The 13093-nt window shown below is 64.0% G+C and carries 15 protein-coding genes; 5 read left to right on the top strand and 10 right to left on the bottom strand.

Features of this window, described 5'->3' with window-relative positions:
• Positions 1-82: 82 nt before the first annotated feature.
• The 6 genes from NKJ35_RS22160 to NKJ35_RS22185 all read right to left on the bottom strand — a co-directional run bounded on the left by NKJ35_RS22160 (position 83) and on the right by NKJ35_RS22185 (position 6501).
• Entirely contained in the window at positions 83-2371 is a 2289-nt protein-coding gene (locus NKJ35_RS22160) for a hybrid sensor histidine kinase/response regulator (RefSeq protein ID WP_352649550.1), read from the bottom strand.
• Positions 2372-2456: 85 nt separating this feature from the next.
• The gene (gene acuI / locus NKJ35_RS22165) at positions 2457-3446 is read right to left on the bottom strand and encodes an acrylyl-CoA reductase (NADPH) (RefSeq protein WP_352649551.1); all 990 of its coding nucleotides are present in this window, start codon (positions 3444-3446) and stop codon (positions 2457-2459) included.
• Between the two features lie 51 nt (positions 3447-3497).
• Positions 3498-3974: a signal peptidase II gene (lspA, locus tag NKJ35_RS22170; protein ID WP_352649585.1), complete on the bottom strand. Its 477-nt coding sequence runs from the start codon at positions 3972-3974 to the stop codon at positions 3498-3500.
• Between the two features lie 26 nt (positions 3975-4000).
• The gene (locus NKJ35_RS22175; protein ID WP_352649552.1) at positions 4001-4864 is read right to left on the bottom strand and encodes a TrmH family RNA methyltransferase; all 864 of its coding nucleotides are present in this window, start codon (positions 4862-4864) and stop codon (positions 4001-4003) included.
• The gene (locus NKJ35_RS22180; RefSeq protein ID WP_352649553.1) at positions 4865-5926 is read right to left on the bottom strand and encodes an RsmD family RNA methyltransferase; all 1062 of its coding nucleotides are present in this window, start codon (positions 5924-5926) and stop codon (positions 4865-4867) included.
• 89 nt (positions 5927-6015) lie between these two features.
• Positions 6016-6501, bottom strand: a complete 486-nt coding sequence (locus NKJ35_RS22185) for an anthrone oxygenase family protein (protein WP_352649554.1) — start codon at positions 6499-6501, stop codon at positions 6016-6018.
• Between the two features lie 123 nt (positions 6502-6624).
• Between NKJ35_RS22185 and NKJ35_RS22190 the strand changes: the two genes are divergently transcribed.
• Positions 6625-7308, top strand: a complete 684-nt coding sequence (locus NKJ35_RS22190) for a helix-turn-helix transcriptional regulator (RefSeq protein ID WP_352649555.1) — start codon at positions 6625-6627, stop codon at positions 7306-7308.
• Positions 7309-7394: 86 nt separating this feature from the next.
• The gene (locus NKJ35_RS22195) at positions 7395-7763 is read left to right on the top strand and encodes a VOC family protein (RefSeq protein ID WP_352506606.1); all 369 of its coding nucleotides are present in this window, start codon (positions 7395-7397) and stop codon (positions 7761-7763) included.
• A gap of 64 nt (positions 7764-7827) precedes the next feature.
• On the opposite strand, the gene lhpI is transcribed toward NKJ35_RS22195, so the two are convergent.
• The 4 genes from lhpI to sppA all read right to left on the bottom strand — a co-directional run bounded on the left by lhpI (position 7828) and on the right by sppA (position 10559).
• On the bottom strand, positions 7828-8805 hold the full coding sequence (lhpI, locus tag NKJ35_RS22200) for a bifunctional Delta(1)-pyrroline-2-carboxylate/Delta(1)-piperideine-2-carboxylate reductase (protein ID WP_352649556.1): 978 nt from the start codon (positions 8803-8805) through the stop codon (positions 7828-7830).
• Between the two features lie 52 nt (positions 8806-8857).
• Positions 8858-9190: a LapA family protein gene (locus tag NKJ35_RS22205; RefSeq protein ID WP_352649557.1), complete on the bottom strand. Its 333-nt coding sequence runs from the start codon at positions 9188-9190 to the stop codon at positions 8858-8860.
• Positions 9191-9237: 47 nt separating this feature from the next.
• Entirely contained in the window at positions 9238-9522 is a 285-nt protein-coding gene (locus tag NKJ35_RS22210) for an integration host factor subunit beta (RefSeq protein WP_023675261.1), read from the bottom strand.
• Positions 9523-9602: 80 nt separating this feature from the next.
• Positions 9603-10559: a signal peptide peptidase SppA gene (gene sppA / locus NKJ35_RS22215; RefSeq protein WP_352649558.1), complete on the bottom strand. Its 957-nt coding sequence runs from the start codon at positions 10557-10559 to the stop codon at positions 9603-9605.
• Positions 10560-10864: 305 nt separating this feature from the next.
• Here sppA and lptC point away from each other — a divergent pair, with 305 nt between their 5' ends.
• Genes lptC through lptB form a run of 3 tightly spaced genes read left to right on the top strand, consistent with a single transcriptional unit; the run spans position 10865 to position 12991 of the window.
• Positions 10865-11578 carry an LPS export ABC transporter periplasmic protein LptC gene (lptC, locus tag NKJ35_RS22220; RefSeq protein ID WP_352476407.1) on the top strand — a complete coding sequence of 238 codons (714 nt, stop codon included), beginning with the start codon at positions 10865-10867 and terminating at the stop codon, positions 11576-11578.
• A complete protein-coding gene (locus NKJ35_RS22225; protein ID WP_352649559.1) occupies positions 11565-12173 on the top strand; it encodes an LptA/OstA family protein in 609 nt (202 codons plus the stop codon). The genes lptC and NKJ35_RS22225 overlap by 14 nt, the downstream gene beginning before the upstream one ends.
• Positions 12173-12991 carry an LPS export ABC transporter ATP-binding protein gene (gene lptB / locus NKJ35_RS22230; protein WP_023718959.1) on the top strand — a complete coding sequence of 273 codons (819 nt, stop codon included), beginning with the start codon at positions 12173-12175 and terminating at the stop codon, positions 12989-12991. The genes NKJ35_RS22225 and lptB overlap by 1 nt, the downstream gene beginning before the upstream one ends.
• Positions 12992-13093 lie beyond the last annotated feature (102 nt).

Genomic DNA, 13093 nt, shown 5'->3' on the forward strand with positions numbered 1-13093 from the left:
CAGGATTGTGACAGTACCGTGATACGGCCCTGCGGGCAATACTTCGTCGGCTGGGTAATCTATCAACCGTCTATGTTGTGCCTCAGGCGGCCACTTGCCCCTCGACCGCATGAACCAGGGCATCGGGGTCGAGCGGCTTGGTCACGAAGCCGCTGGCACCGTGAGCGAGCACGGCATGGCGAGTCTTTTCCTGGCTGTCGGCCGACAGCACCATGATCGGCACCGGCGGCATCGCGGTCTCCTCCTCATGGCGGCGGATGGCGGCGATGGCGTCCAGGCCGTCCATGACAGGCATGTGCAAGTCCATCAGCACCACGTCGTAGCGGTGCTTGTGGCCGGTGCTGATGACCGCCTCGACCGCGGCCTTGCCGTTGCCGACCACTTTCACGCGATGCCCGGCCTTCAGCAGCGTGGCGCGGGCCAGCATGGCATTGATGTCGTTGTCCTCGGCGATCAGCACCGACAGGCCCTGCTGGCGGGCGCCAATGGCATGCCCGGCCTGCGCGCCGCGCCTTTGCAGTTGCGGCTCGGCGATAACCGGCGCGTGGCTGGTCAAAAGCACGCGCAGCAGTGTCTCGCCGCGCACCGGCCTCGCCAGGAAGGTGGCGTAACCATTGGCACGGAACTCGCCAAGCATACCGCGGTCGGCCGGCGCGATCAGCGTCACTGCCTCGCACTCGGCAAATCCGCTCTGGCGCAGGCGCCTGAGCAGCCTGCCGTCGCTTTGCTCCATGGCAGCATCGATCAGCAGCACGTCACAGCCCTCGGCGAAAGCGGTGGCCTGGGCGGCGGCGGTGGCCAGATCGACCGTGCCGCCATTGGCGCGAATGGTGCGGGCGATGGCTTCGGCCTCGACCAGGTTCTTCGACACGATCACCGCATGCCGGCCCGACAGCGGGTTCTGGCGGATCTGCGGCGCCTCGACGGCGGAAATAGCGGGAATCTCGAAGACGAATTCGGATCCCTGGCCAAGCCGGCTCGACACAGAGATGGTGCCGCCCATGGCGGTCACCAGGCGCTTGGAAATGGCAAGACCGAGGCCGGCACCGCCATGCGCACGGGTCGAGGTGCCGTCAGCCTGTTCAAAGTCCTCGAAGATGCGCTCCATGTCCTCCTCGCGCAGACCGGGGCCGGTGTCGGTGATGGTGAAGCGGATGCGGTCGGTGGTTTCGGTGCGGACGCGGGCGATGCTTGCCAGGACGCCGCCGCTGTCGGTGAACTTGACGGCGTTGCCGATGAGGTTGAGCAGCACCTGCCTGACCCTGCCGGGGTCGGCGGTGATCAGCTGCGGCACGTCGGGATCGACATGACAGCCGAGGCCGATATCCTTGGCAAAAGCCCGCGCCGCCAAAAGCTCGACGACATTGTCGGCGATCTCACGCACCGACATCGGCTGCGGTTCGGGATCGAAGCGGCCGGCTTCGATCTTGGAGTAGTCGAGCAGGTCCTCGATCAGCGCCAGCAGCGCGCTGGCCGAGGTCGAGATGGCGCCGACATAGGTCCGCTGCTCGGGTGAAAGGCTGGTGTCGGCGAGAAGCCGGGCCATGCCCATGATGCCGTTCATCGGCGTGCGGATCTCGTGGCTGACGGTGGCGAGGAAACGCGATTTGGCCTGGCTCGCATATTCGGCCCGCTCGCGGGCGGTGATCAGCGATGATTCGGCGCGCTTGCGGGCGGTGATGTCGCGGGCGATGGCGCGATGCGAAACGGCGCCGCTGTCCTTGTCGCGCACCGACAGCTCGATCCAAGAGAACCAGCGTGGACCGTCCGGCGTGCGAATGGCGACGTCGGTGGAACTCAGGCATTCATGGTCGGAAAAGGCGGCGTCGGGGACGATGCCGACATCGATGCCTAGTTCGGCCAGGGTCTTGCCGGCCAACTCGCGCTGGTCGGTTTCGACAAGGTCGGCGAAAACCTTGTTGGCGTAGACAATGTGGCCGTCGCGGTCGCGGTGGACGACGAGATCGCCGAGTGCATCGATCAGACCGCGAAAGCGCTCCTCGCTCTCCTGCATCTCCCACATGCGGTCCGCCAGCGTCTCGATTTCGGCGCGGCTGCGGGCGGTGGTGGCATCGAGCAGGGCCACTGCGCGGCGCTCGGTGCGCCTGTTGCGCAGATGCATGGCGAGCCCGGCCATGGCTGTCGCCAAAAGGCCGATGGTGATGAAGATCGGCGCTCCGGTCAAATGCGACAGGCCCGCCAGCACGACGATGGCGACCAGCGTCAGGAAGGACAGGCCTTCGCGGTTGGCGTCGGGTAATTCCGGCGCCAGCGGTGGCGCGGCGACAAGCTGCCGTCCTGGCGCCTCGGGGGCCGTCCCGTCGGCCCGTTCGGCTGGTTCCGCCGCTCTGATGCCGGGTTCCGCAATCATACGGAACTCCTGCCAGACAGAGCTTATCGAAGGTTGTGATTGATCGTTCGAATTTTAGCTGTCGCGCTCTTTTTCCCCCGGAGGCTCACATGTCCACCACCACACGGCCGCGGATCTTGCCCTCGAAGATGTCATGCGCGGCGCCGATGATGCCGTCGAAGCCGATGCTCGTCGACAGACTGGCAAGCTTTGCGTGATCGAGATCGGTGCCGATGCGGCGCCAGGCCTCGAGGCGGACCGCCTTGGGCGCCATCACCGAATCGATGCCGAGCAACGAGACACCGCGCAGGATGAAGGGGGCGACGCTGGCCGGCAGGTCCATGCCGCCGGCGAGGCCGCACGCGGCGACGGCGCCGCCATAGGAGGTCATCGACAGAACGTTGGCCAGCGTGTGGCTGCCGACGGCATCGACGCCGCCGGCCCAGCGTTCCTTGGCGAGCGGTTTTGCCGGCTGGGCAAGCTCGTCGCGTGAAATCACTTCCGCGGCGCCGAGGTCGATCAGATAGGGGCTTTCGGCAGCGCGGCCGGTTGAGGCGATGACATGATAGCCGAGGCTGGACAGGATCGAGATCGCGACCGAGCCGACGCCACCGGCAGCGCCGGTCACCACCACCGGGCCGCGATCGGGCACGATGCCGTGGCGCTCCAGCGCGATGACACAAAGCATGGCGGTGTAGCCGGCGGTGCCGATCGCCATCGCATCGTGCGGGCTCATTCCGTCCGGCAGCGGTACCAGCCAGTCGCCTTTGACGCGGGCGCGCCCGGCAAAGGCGCCGAAATGCGTCTCGCCGACGCCCCAGCCGTTCAATATGACCTTGTCACCCTTGCGCCAGTCAGGATTGGAGGACGAGATGACGGTGCCGGCGAAATCGATGCCCGGCACCAGCGGCCAGCGGCGGATTACCGGCGCCTTGCCGGTAATTGCAAGGCCGTCCTTGTAGTTCACCGTCGTCGCCTCGACCGCGACGGTGACGTCGCCCTCCATCAGGTCTGCCTCGGTAAGCTCGGTCACCGCGACCGACTGGTTTTTCTCGGCGTCGCGCGAAACGAGGATGGCTTTGAAGGTTTCGGGCATGTTTTCTCCTCGGGCTTGCAGATCAGAATGTGCGGCGCCAGGCGAGTGAGGTCAATCGCTCGACATTCCGTGCCGCCAACCAATGAGCTCATCGAAGACGACCAGCACGGCACCAACGGAAATGAAGGCGTCGGCGAGGTTGAAGACGGCGAAGGACCAGACTGGCGTATGGAACAGGACATAGTCGATGACATGGCCGTAGATTGCGCGATCGATCAGGTTGCCGAGCGCGCCGCCGACGATCAGTGCGAAGCCGATGCGGGCAAGCAGGTGGCCGGGCGGCGTGCGGGCCGCAAGATAGAGCACGAAAGCGACCACCAGAACTGCGACGACCACCAGGCCGGTGTCGCCGAAGGACGAAAACAGCGAGAACGCGATGCCGGTGTTGTAGGTGCGGTACAGCGCCAGGAACGGCAGCAGGTCGAGCCGTTCCTGAAAGGCAAGGCCGGTTTCGACCAGGTATTTCAGCCACTGGTCGAGCGCTATCGCGGCGATGACCAGAAGAGCGTACGGCCTCCAGGACTTCATGGTTTGCAGTTTCACGGTTTGAGATGTCACGATCTGGCGTCCTCCGGGCCGAGCTTCAGCGCGTCGCGCCGGATCTCGAACAGCATGACGCCGGTGGCCACCGCAAGGTTGAGCGAATCGGCGCGGCCGGCCTGCGGTATCCGCAGCAGCTTGTCGCAGCTTGCGGCAAGCTCGTCAGGCAGGCCTTGCTGCTCGTTGCCCATCACCAAAAGCACCGGGCCTTTTGAAAAATCGACCGAGCGGTAGTCGACCGCACCCTTCAGATGGGTGCCGGCGACGAGGCCGGGGAAGCTCTTTCGCCAGGCGAGAAAAGCCTCGGGCGGCGCCTTGGCGACGGGCACGGCGAAGATCGAGCCCATGGTGGCGCGCACCGTTTCGACCGAAAAGGGATCGGTGGTCTCGCCGACCAGGATGACGCCCCTGGCGCCGACAGCGTCGACCGTGCGGATGACGGTGCCGAGATTGCCGGGGTCGCGAACGCGGTCGAGTGCTACCCAGACGTCGCCGTCCTGGACGCGGATGTCCTTCAGAGACAGCAATTTCTGCGAGAACACGCCGACGACCATTTGCGGATTGTCACGGCGGGTGATGGCGACCAGCACCTTTTCCGAGACTTCAAGTACGGTGCCGCCGGCGGCGACCGTGCGCGCCGCGACCTTTTCGACTGCCGCGTTGCCACGTCCGGCCTTGGCGAAGACCAATGTCCTGATCGACCAGCCGAGATCAAGCGCGTCGATGACCAGCTTCAGGCCTTCGGCCATGAAGGCATTCTGCTGGTCACGGAATTTCTTCAGCGCGAGCGCCTTGATCTCCTTGATCAGCGGGTTGGCGAGGCTGGTGACTTCCTTCACCTGCCCTGGCGCGCCTGCGTGCCGTTCGTACGCACTCATTCAGGCCACCCAGCGCGAGAACAGCGAGGTCGAAAGCGCCCGACCGGCAGATTTCTCGCGGATGATCAATTCGCCCGACTCGACCGTGCCGCCCATGCCGGCGAAGGTGTCGCGCATCAGGGCATGGATCGCGAAAAAAGAGGCGCGGATCGAATAGGCGGTCAGTACCACGGCGAGCGGCTTCGGCGTCAGGATCGCGCGGCAGATATCGGTCAGCGCCGGCAGGTCCTCGAACAACTGCCAGACCTCGCCTTTCGGTCCGCGGCCATAGGCGGGCGGGTCGAACAGGATGATGTCGTAGCGGCTGCCGCGGCGCTCCTCGCGTTCGGCGAATTTCACGGCATCGTCGACGATCCAGCGGATCGGCTTTTGCGACAGCCCAGCCATCTCCTGGTTTTCGCGTGCCCAGCCGATCGCCTTCTTGGAAGCATCGACATGGGTGACCTCGGCGCCGGCATGCGCCGCCACCAGGGAGGCAAGGCCGGTGTAACCGAACAGGTTCAGCACCTTCACCGGCCGTTTTGCCGCCGCGATCAGTCCGGCCATGTGGTCCCAGTGCGAGGCCTGCTCGGGAAAGACGCCGACATGGCGAAACGAAGTGAAGCGGCCGAGATAGTCGATGCCGTCATGCTTCATCGGCCAGGTCTCGCCGAGCGGCGTCTTGGGGAAGCGCCAGCGGCCGATGCCTTCCTCGTCGGTATCGCCGGTGAAAATGGCGTCGACGCGTTCCCAGTCCCTGGCCGCCAAAGCCTTTTGCCAGATCGCCTGGCCCTCCGGCCGAACGATGCGGTAGGGGCCGTATTGCTCGAGTTTTTCTCCGGCGCCACTGTCTAGCAGCGCGTAGTCCTGATTGGGGCCGACTTCGAGGATCAGCGGCAAATGTTCGGCAGGCAGCGCGCCATCGCGGCGCGAGAGCATGCGTGGCGCGGCTTTAGGCTCGGACCGGTCTTGCGGTTTAGGCTCCGGACCGGCGGTTGGGCTGGCGTCGCGCCGCCGGACATGCTCCGCCCCGCCTTTTGCGGGCGGTCGGCTGTCGCGGCGTCTGTCGCGAAAAGGTTTCAAGAAGGCGCATCTCCGGACGGCGGCTTGGCCGCTTCTGCCACAGCACATTGACCGGCGCAACAAAAGGGCTGCCGACGTGCGCAGCCGGATCAGCCGCGCCTGATCGACAGCAGGCCGGTTGCGAGCGCTATGAAACCAACGGCCTTGAAGCCGGTGACGACCATATGGCCGGTTTCCCAGCGGCTCCGGATGGTTTCGAAATTGCCTGGGATCGGTCCAGGTACCCAAGTGGCCAGGACATCGTTTGCCGGTTTGACCAGCGCAAACCACGCCCCAAGCGCTAGCAGGTAGAGCACGGTGGCGGCCAAGACCCACCAGAATGCCGGACGATCGCTGCGCAGCATCCAGGCGAGGAGGCCCGGACAGACGATTGCCGCCAGGTCCAGCGGTGCGCCGATAATCGCGAAGAATTGGAACTGAGCGTTAAAGACAGTGGTTTCTCGCCAGAGCGAAGGCGGCCATCTGGTCAGCCGCGGCACCGATTCCAGCACATGGGCGAAAGACGGCCCAAGGCTGAGCGCCGCGACGATGGCGGTCAAAACCGACCAGAACAACAGAAAACCGCGTATATCCATAATGGCCAGACAACGGCGTCAGGGCGCAGACGTTCCGGTCGGCGATCGTCTTGCTTGCCGTCGAAAGGGCAGGCGCACTATCGTCCATTCAAATTGGACATCCATCAAACCGGGTTGCGATCCATGTCCCGCGCCGAACGCCTGCTCGACCTGATCCAGATCCTGCGCCGGCATCGCCGGCCGGTCAGCGGCCGCAACCTCGCGGGCGAAATGGGTGTGTCGATCCGCACGCTCTATCGCGATATCGCCACGCTGCAGGGGCAGGGTGCGCCGATCGAGGGTGAGGCGGGGCTGGGTTACGTGCTCAGGCCAGGTTTCATGCTGCCGCCCTTGATGTTCACCGATGAGGAGATCGAGGCGATCGTTCTCGGTTCGCGCTGGGTGGCCAAGCAGCCGGACTGGCGGCTTGCGAACGCCGCCACCGACGCGCTGGCCACGATCGCGGCGGTGCTGCCGGACGATTTGCGCGAGGAACTCGATGCCTCGACGCTGCTGGTCGGGTCGCGAACCGAGGTCACAGAAGGCATCGATCTCGGCGTGGTGCGGCAGGCCATCCGCGAGGAGCGCAAGCTGAGCTTTGTCTATCGCGACGCCGGCGGCGCTGCCTCCGAGCGCACCGTCTGGCCGTTCGCACTCGGCTTCTTCGACAAGGTGCGCGTCGTCGCGGCCTGGTGCGAGATGCGCCAGGATTTCAGGCACTTTCGCGCCGATCGGATATCCGGCCTCAACGCCACCGAGATGCGCTATCCGCGCCGCCGTCAGGTGCTGCTCAAAGAATGGCGGGCGACGCTCGACACGCCAAGCTAAGACTGCTGCTCAGTTGAGACTGCTGCCAGAATCTGGCAGTGGCATACGCTATGCTCCTCCAGTCGAAACCATCTGGAGAGCAATTCATGACACCGCCCAATTTCGTCATCCTCTATGTCGACAAGCCTGAGCAAAGCGGCGCCTTCTATAGCGCGCTGCTTGGGCGGCAACCGGTCGAGACCTCGCCGACCTTCGTGCTGTTCGTGCTCGACAACGGCTTCAAGCTCGGCCTCTGGTCGCGTCACACCGTGGAACCGGCCGCCGCGGCAGCGGGCGGCGGCGCCGAGATCGTCTTTGCGCTGGACACGCCGGGTGCCGTCGACGCCACCCATGCCGAGTGGGCCGGCCGCGGGCTGAAAATTCTGCAGACGCCGACCGACATGGATTTCGGCCGCACCTTCGTCGCGCTTGATCCCGACAGCCACCGGCTGCGGGTTTATTGGCAAAGGGAGTAGGGCAGTAGGGGAGTACGTGACAGGAAACATAGCTGGCGCAGCGCCGCACGATCAGTGCGGTTTCCTACTCCCCTACTCCCCTTTCGCTTGCCCGATACACGGCAATGCCGGCGGCGAGGTCCTCGAGGGCTGCGCCGACCGACTTGAACAGCGTGATCTCGTCGTCGTTCTGCCGGCCTTTTTTCTGGCCGCGCGCCAGTTCATAGAGGTCGGCGACGATGGCTTCCGGCTTCAGAACGCCGGAGGCCAGCGGCTGGACGATATCGCCGGCTTCCTTGGTGGCGCCGGCGCGGGTGTCGACATAGACGCGGGCGCGTGCAATCGCGTCGTCGTCGCTTTCGCGCATCGCCGGCGTGAAGCCGCCGACGAGATCGACATGGGTGCCGGACTTCAAGAGTGCGCCCTTGATCAGTGGCATGGTGGTGATGGTCGCCGACGATACGATATCGGCTTTTCCGAGTTCGGCGTCGAGATCGCCTGCTGCTTCGGCCGCAAAACCCTCGGCACGCAATTTTGCCGCGACCTTTTCGGCATTCGACGACGTGCGGTTCCAGATGCGGATGTTCTTGATCGGACGCACCGCCGAATGCGCCTTTGCAAGGAATGGCGACAGCGCGCCGGCGCCGACCACCAGCAGCCGTGATGCATCCTCGCGGGCCAGATAGGAGGCAGCCAGCGCCGAGGCACAGGCCGTGCGCCACTGTGTCAGCCTCTGGCCATCGATCAAGGCCTGAGGCTCGCCTGTGGCGCCGTCGAGCAAGAGGTAAAGCCCCATCACCGCGGGCTTGCCGACGGCATTGTTGTCAGGCGACACGGTGACGATCTTGACGCCGATATGGCCATCGGCCGAGGTGCCGGCTGCGTTGAAGTCGGTCCAGGCCGGCATCAAAAGCAGCGTCGAGGCGGCGCCATCGGGCCGCTCGACAGTGTGATGGTGCCTGACCGGCTGCACGGCGCCATCGCGAAAGGCGGCGCGTAACGTCTCGACCAGCCCGGAAAAGGTCAGCGCGCGGTCGACCTCGGCGGCGGAAATGGTCAGCATGAAAGGCTCCGTGGAGAACTAGGCCGGTTGTGCCTCAGGCCCGAGCCGCGGCTCAGTTCGTCGGCTTCGGCAAGACTGGGCTCTGCGACGCGGTGGGCGCGCGGCTGACCGCCTGGCGCAGGTTCTCGGCCTCGGCGCCGCGCTGGCGCGCCAGCTTGCGGTAGCGGCCCTGCTTGATCCAGGTCGCCAGGCTGCCGACGATCATGCCGATAGCCAGCGCCAGGAACAGGAAAATGAAGAGCGGCACGGTCAGCGTCAGCGCCGGATTGCCGGGATTGAACGGATCGAGTGTGAAGGCTACCGGTTCGCGGTTCGCGACGGCCAGCGCAATCAGGATGACGGCCAGCGGCACGAAAACCACGATGAGAATGAAGCGATTGAACATGTTTTTCCGTTCGGAAGAAAAGGCAGGAGCGGTGGCGCGTGCCGCGCCTATTTGCCTCCGTTCAGCCTTTCACGCAATTCCTTGCCGGTCTTGAAGAACGGTACCCATTTCTCCTCAACCTCCACGGATTCGCCGGTGCGCGGGTTGCGGCCGGTGCGGGCAGGGCGGTTTTTCACCGAAAACGCGCCGAAGCCGCGCAACTCGACCCGGTTGCCCTCGGCAAGCGCGTCGGTGATTTCATCGAAGATAGCGCTGACAATGTTTTCGACGTCGCGCAGGAAAAGATGCGGATTACGCGTGGCGATGATCTGAACAAGTTCGGATTTGATCATGAAAAGGCTCCCCGTGAAAGCAGTGCCGCCGAAATTATCAGAATGATTTTATTTGGTTTTTCACTCGTCCAAGCGGTTCCTCAAGGGTGCCAGACGGAAACGAGACCGTCAAGAAACAAGCGGTCCGCTCCAATTTCGTGAAGGACGTCGCCGCCATGGCCGGGCAGGCCTAGCGCAGCGCCGACAGTCTGCGCCATCGCCTTGGAGAACAGGAAACCACCGCGTTTTTCCGTGTCCTTCCATTCCACCACCTTGAGCTTGGCATCGACACCCTTGCCTGCAAGCCAGTCGATCGCTTCGGCTTCGCCGCCGACCGCGTCGATCAATCTGTTGGTGACCGCCTGCCGGCCGGTGAAGATCGACCCGTCTGCGAGCGCGAGCGCCTCCGGTTTGGTCATGTTGCGGCGCTCGGCGACGATGCCGACGAACCAGTCGTAGCTGTCGAGGATGAGCTTGCGGACCATGGCGCGCTCATCGTCATTGGTCGGCTTGAAGGGAGAAGGCGAGGCCTTCAAGGGCGAGGATTTCACCTCCTCCAGCTTGACGCCGAGCTTGTCCATGAGGCCGCTGACGTCCGGGTACTGGATCAGCACGCCGATCGAGCCGACGATCGAGGATTTGCGTGCAACAATATGGTCGGCCGCAGTGGCGATCATGTAGCCCGCCGAAGCCGCGAGCGTGCCGACCTCGGCCACCACCGGCTTGTCGGCGGCGAGCTTGCGCACTGCCTCATAGATCGATTCGCCACCGACGGTGGTGCCGCCGGGTGAATCGATCGACAGGATCACAGCCTTGACGCGCGGCGACTGACGGATGGCCTCCAGCCGCTTGATCAGTTCTTCGTCTTCGGTGATGGTACCTTCGATCTTGACCTTGGCGATGTGGTCGACTGCCGCGCTGGTGAAGTCGTCACCATAGATCCACGCCGAAAAGGCGATCAGCCCGGCTGCGGCGACGATAATCGTCGCGATACGCCAGAATGTCAGCTTGCGGCGCAAGCGGCGGCGGTCGATCAGGTCGTCGGCTCTCAATGCCATGGTCAGCCTCGTAGTCGGTGGGAGCAGATGCTTTTAAAGCAACCATTCGCGCCCGGCTACCGTTTCCTGACGGCCTTGCGCCAAAGGCCTTAGGCATTCGCGGCAAGCCTCAACCTGTCGCGTTCCACAGGCTCTAACACTGTGCGCCTATATCTGGTATGAGGTACAGGCTGCGCTGGGGCCATTTTCGTTGTACAGGGGCGGCTGTCACATTTTTGCGGTTTTCCTCGGCTTGTGCTTGCTTGAGGGCGCCGGCATCCCACCTATAGGGCGGCCTGGCGGGCAGGGGTTTAGAAGAAGCAGTCATGTTAGCGGGACCAATCGAACCGACCAACACCGAGACGGAGTTGGCTCCCAAGGCCGCAGGCCGGGCGCGGGTCGACGCGTTTGACATTGCGCAGCGTCATTCGCGCCGGGTCCGGATCCTGAAGCTGGCCGTACCGCTGGTCGCTGCCGTGATCGCGGTCGCGTTTCCGGTCTATTCCTATCTCATGGCACCCGCTGCAATCGAGGTGCAGGCCGACGGCGGCGCCTTTGCCGATGGCAAGCTGGTGATGGCCAATCCCAAGCTCAACGGCTTCACCAAGCAGAACCTGCCCTATTCGATGACAGCCCTGCGCGCCATACAGGATGTCAGCAAACAGGGCATCATCGATCTGGAAGGTATCAAGGCCAAGCTGCCGATTGCTGCCGACAACACCGCCGCCATCGGTGCTGCGCACGGCACCTACGATCGCGACGGCAACACGTTCAGCCTGACCAGCGACGTGACCGTGTCGACCACGGATGGCGTGGTGGCAAAATTCAAATCAGTCTATCTCGACATGGCCGAAGGCACTATGAAGACAAGCGAACCCGTCGATGTCAGCCGCGGCGGGTCGCGGATCAGGGCGGATTCGATGTCGGTCCAGGACAATGGCAAGGTCCTGATTTTCGAGAACAAGGTGCGCGTCGACATCGATCCCGCCAGTTTGAAGGCGGCAGAGGCAAAGAGCGGAGAAACCAATGCGGTTCAGTAGTTCGGCACGGCGCCTGGCCGCGATCTCGGCGTTAACGCTTGGGTTGCCCTTGGGGCTGACCTTCGGGCCAGCGCCGTCGCTGGCGCAATCCAGTGCCACCAGCCAAATGTCCGGCCTCAGACTGTCGGGCGACAAGCCTATCCAGATCGAAAGCGACAAGCTCGAGGTGCGCCAGGCGGAAAGCGTCGCCGTCTTCACCGGCAACGTCAACGTCGTTCAGGGTCCAACCGTGCTCAAGGCCGGCAAAATGACGGTCTATTACGTCAGGGATGCAGGCGCCGCCAAAGGCGCCCAGCCCGCGGGTGCCGCGGCAATGACCGGATCCGCCAACATCGACCATCTCGAGGTCGACGATAAGGTCTACATCAAATCGGACGATCAGGTTGCCACCGGCGACCGCGGCACCTTCGACATGAAGACCGAAGTACTGGTGCTTTCGGGCAGCAAGGTCGTGCTCTCGCAAGGCGACAACGTGCTTGTCGGCTGCAAGCTTACCGTGCAGATGAAGAGCGGCCTTGCCCAGGTCGACGCTTGCGGCGGCCGCGTCATGATGTCGATTACGCCACCGGCGAAGTCTGGAGCAGCGAAACCCTGATGACCGGCATATCGTCGCTGCTGGCGCGCCTTCCAGGGCGCGCCGCCAGCAAACTTGCGGCACCGGCCAGGGTCACCGTCGAAGCGGCAAAGTTCAAGGGAACCTTGATCGCCAAAGGGCTGACCAAAAGTTACAAGGGCCGCAAAGTCGTCAGCGGCGTGACGCTGGGCGTGCGCGCCGGCGAGGCGGTTGGGCTGCTCGGCCCCAACGGCGCCGGCAAGACGACCTGTTTCTACATGGTGACCGGCCTAGTGCCGGTCGATGAAGGCACCATCGAAATCGACGGGTTTGACGTCACGTCGATGCCGATGTATCGCCGCGCCCGTCTCGGCATCGGCTACCTGCCGCAGGAAGCGTCGATTTTTCGCGGCCTGAATGTCGAGCAAAACATCCGGGCCGTGCTCGAAGTGGTCGAAAAGAGCCGCAAGGAGCGTGAGCGGCTGCTCGACGAATTGCTCGAGGAATTCCACATCAGCCATCTGCGCAAGGCTCCGTCGCTGTCGCTCTCCGGTGGTGAGCGGCGACGCCTCGAAATTGCCCGTGCGTTGGCAACCCGCCCTGCCTACATGCTGCTCGACGAACCGTTCGCCGGCATCGATCCGATCGCTGTCGCCGACATCCAGCAGCTCGTGCGCCACTTGACGGCACGTGGCATCGGCGTGCTGATCACCGACCACAATGTCCGCGAGACACTTGGCCTGATCGACCGCGCCTACATCATCCATGCCGGTCAGGTGCTGACCCATGGCCGGGCCGACGAGATAGTCGCAAATGCCGATGTGCGGCGGCTTTATCTCGGCGAGGGATTTACGCTCTAAATGCGAAATTCCGGTTCGAACGGGATTTCCGGCGTAGTCCAGCAGGTCTTTCTTCAATTTTCTGCCTGAAAACGCGCTGGCAGGCGAGTTTTACCGCTCCTC

This window comes from Mesorhizobium sp. M0136, assembly GCF_040322515.1.
GTDB lineage: Bacteria > Pseudomonadota > Alphaproteobacteria > Rhizobiales > Rhizobiaceae > Mesorhizobium.

Bases quoted from the DNA above. Each gene is read 5' to 3' on its own strand.
- NKJ35_RS22160 (WP_352649550.1), bottom strand. From the start codon at position 2,371: ATGATTGCGGAACCCGGCATCAGAGCGGCGGAACCAGCCGAACGGGCC.
- acuI (WP_352649551.1), bottom strand. From the start codon at position 3,446: ATGCCCGAAACCTTCAAAGCCATCCTCGTTTCGCGCGACGCCGAGAAA.
- lspA (WP_352649585.1), bottom strand. From the start codon at position 3,974: ATGAAGTCCTGGAGGCCGTACGCTCTTCTGGTCATCGCCGCGATAGCG.
- NKJ35_RS22175 (WP_352649552.1), bottom strand. From the start codon at position 4,864: ATGAGTGCGTACGAACGGCACGCAGGCGCGCCAGGGCAGGTGAAGGAA.
- NKJ35_RS22185 (WP_352649554.1), bottom strand. From the start codon at position 6,501: ATGGATATACGCGGTTTTCTGTTGTTCTGGTCGGTTTTGACCGCCATC.
- NKJ35_RS22190 (WP_352649555.1), top strand. From the start codon at position 6,625: ATGTCCCGCGCCGAACGCCTGCTCGACCTGATCCAGATCCTGCGCCGG.
- NKJ35_RS22195 (WP_352506606.1), top strand. From the start codon at position 7,395: ATGACACCGCCCAATTTCGTCATCCTCTATGTCGACAAGCCTGAGCAA.
- lhpI (WP_352649556.1), bottom strand. From the start codon at position 8,805: ATGCTGACCATTTCCGCCGCCGAGGTCGACCGCGCGCTGACCTTTTCC.
- NKJ35_RS22205 (WP_352649557.1), bottom strand. From the start codon at position 9,190: ATGTTCAATCGCTTCATTCTCATCGTGGTTTTCGTGCCGCTGGCCGTC.
- NKJ35_RS22210 (WP_023675261.1), bottom strand. From the start codon at position 9,522: ATGATCAAATCCGAACTTGTTCAGATCATCGCCACGCGTAATCCGCAT.
- sppA (WP_352649558.1), bottom strand. From the start codon at position 10,559: ATGGCATTGAGAGCCGACGACCTGATCGACCGCCGCCGCTTGCGCCGC.
- lptC (WP_352476407.1), top strand. From the start codon at position 10,865: ATGTTAGCGGGACCAATCGAACCGACCAACACCGAGACGGAGTTGGCT.
- NKJ35_RS22225 (WP_352649559.1), top strand. From the start codon at position 11,565: ATGCGGTTCAGTAGTTCGGCACGGCGCCTGGCCGCGATCTCGGCGTTA.
- lptB (WP_023718959.1), top strand. From the start codon at position 12,173: ATGACCGGCATATCGTCGCTGCTGGCGCGCCTTCCAGGGCGCGCCGCC.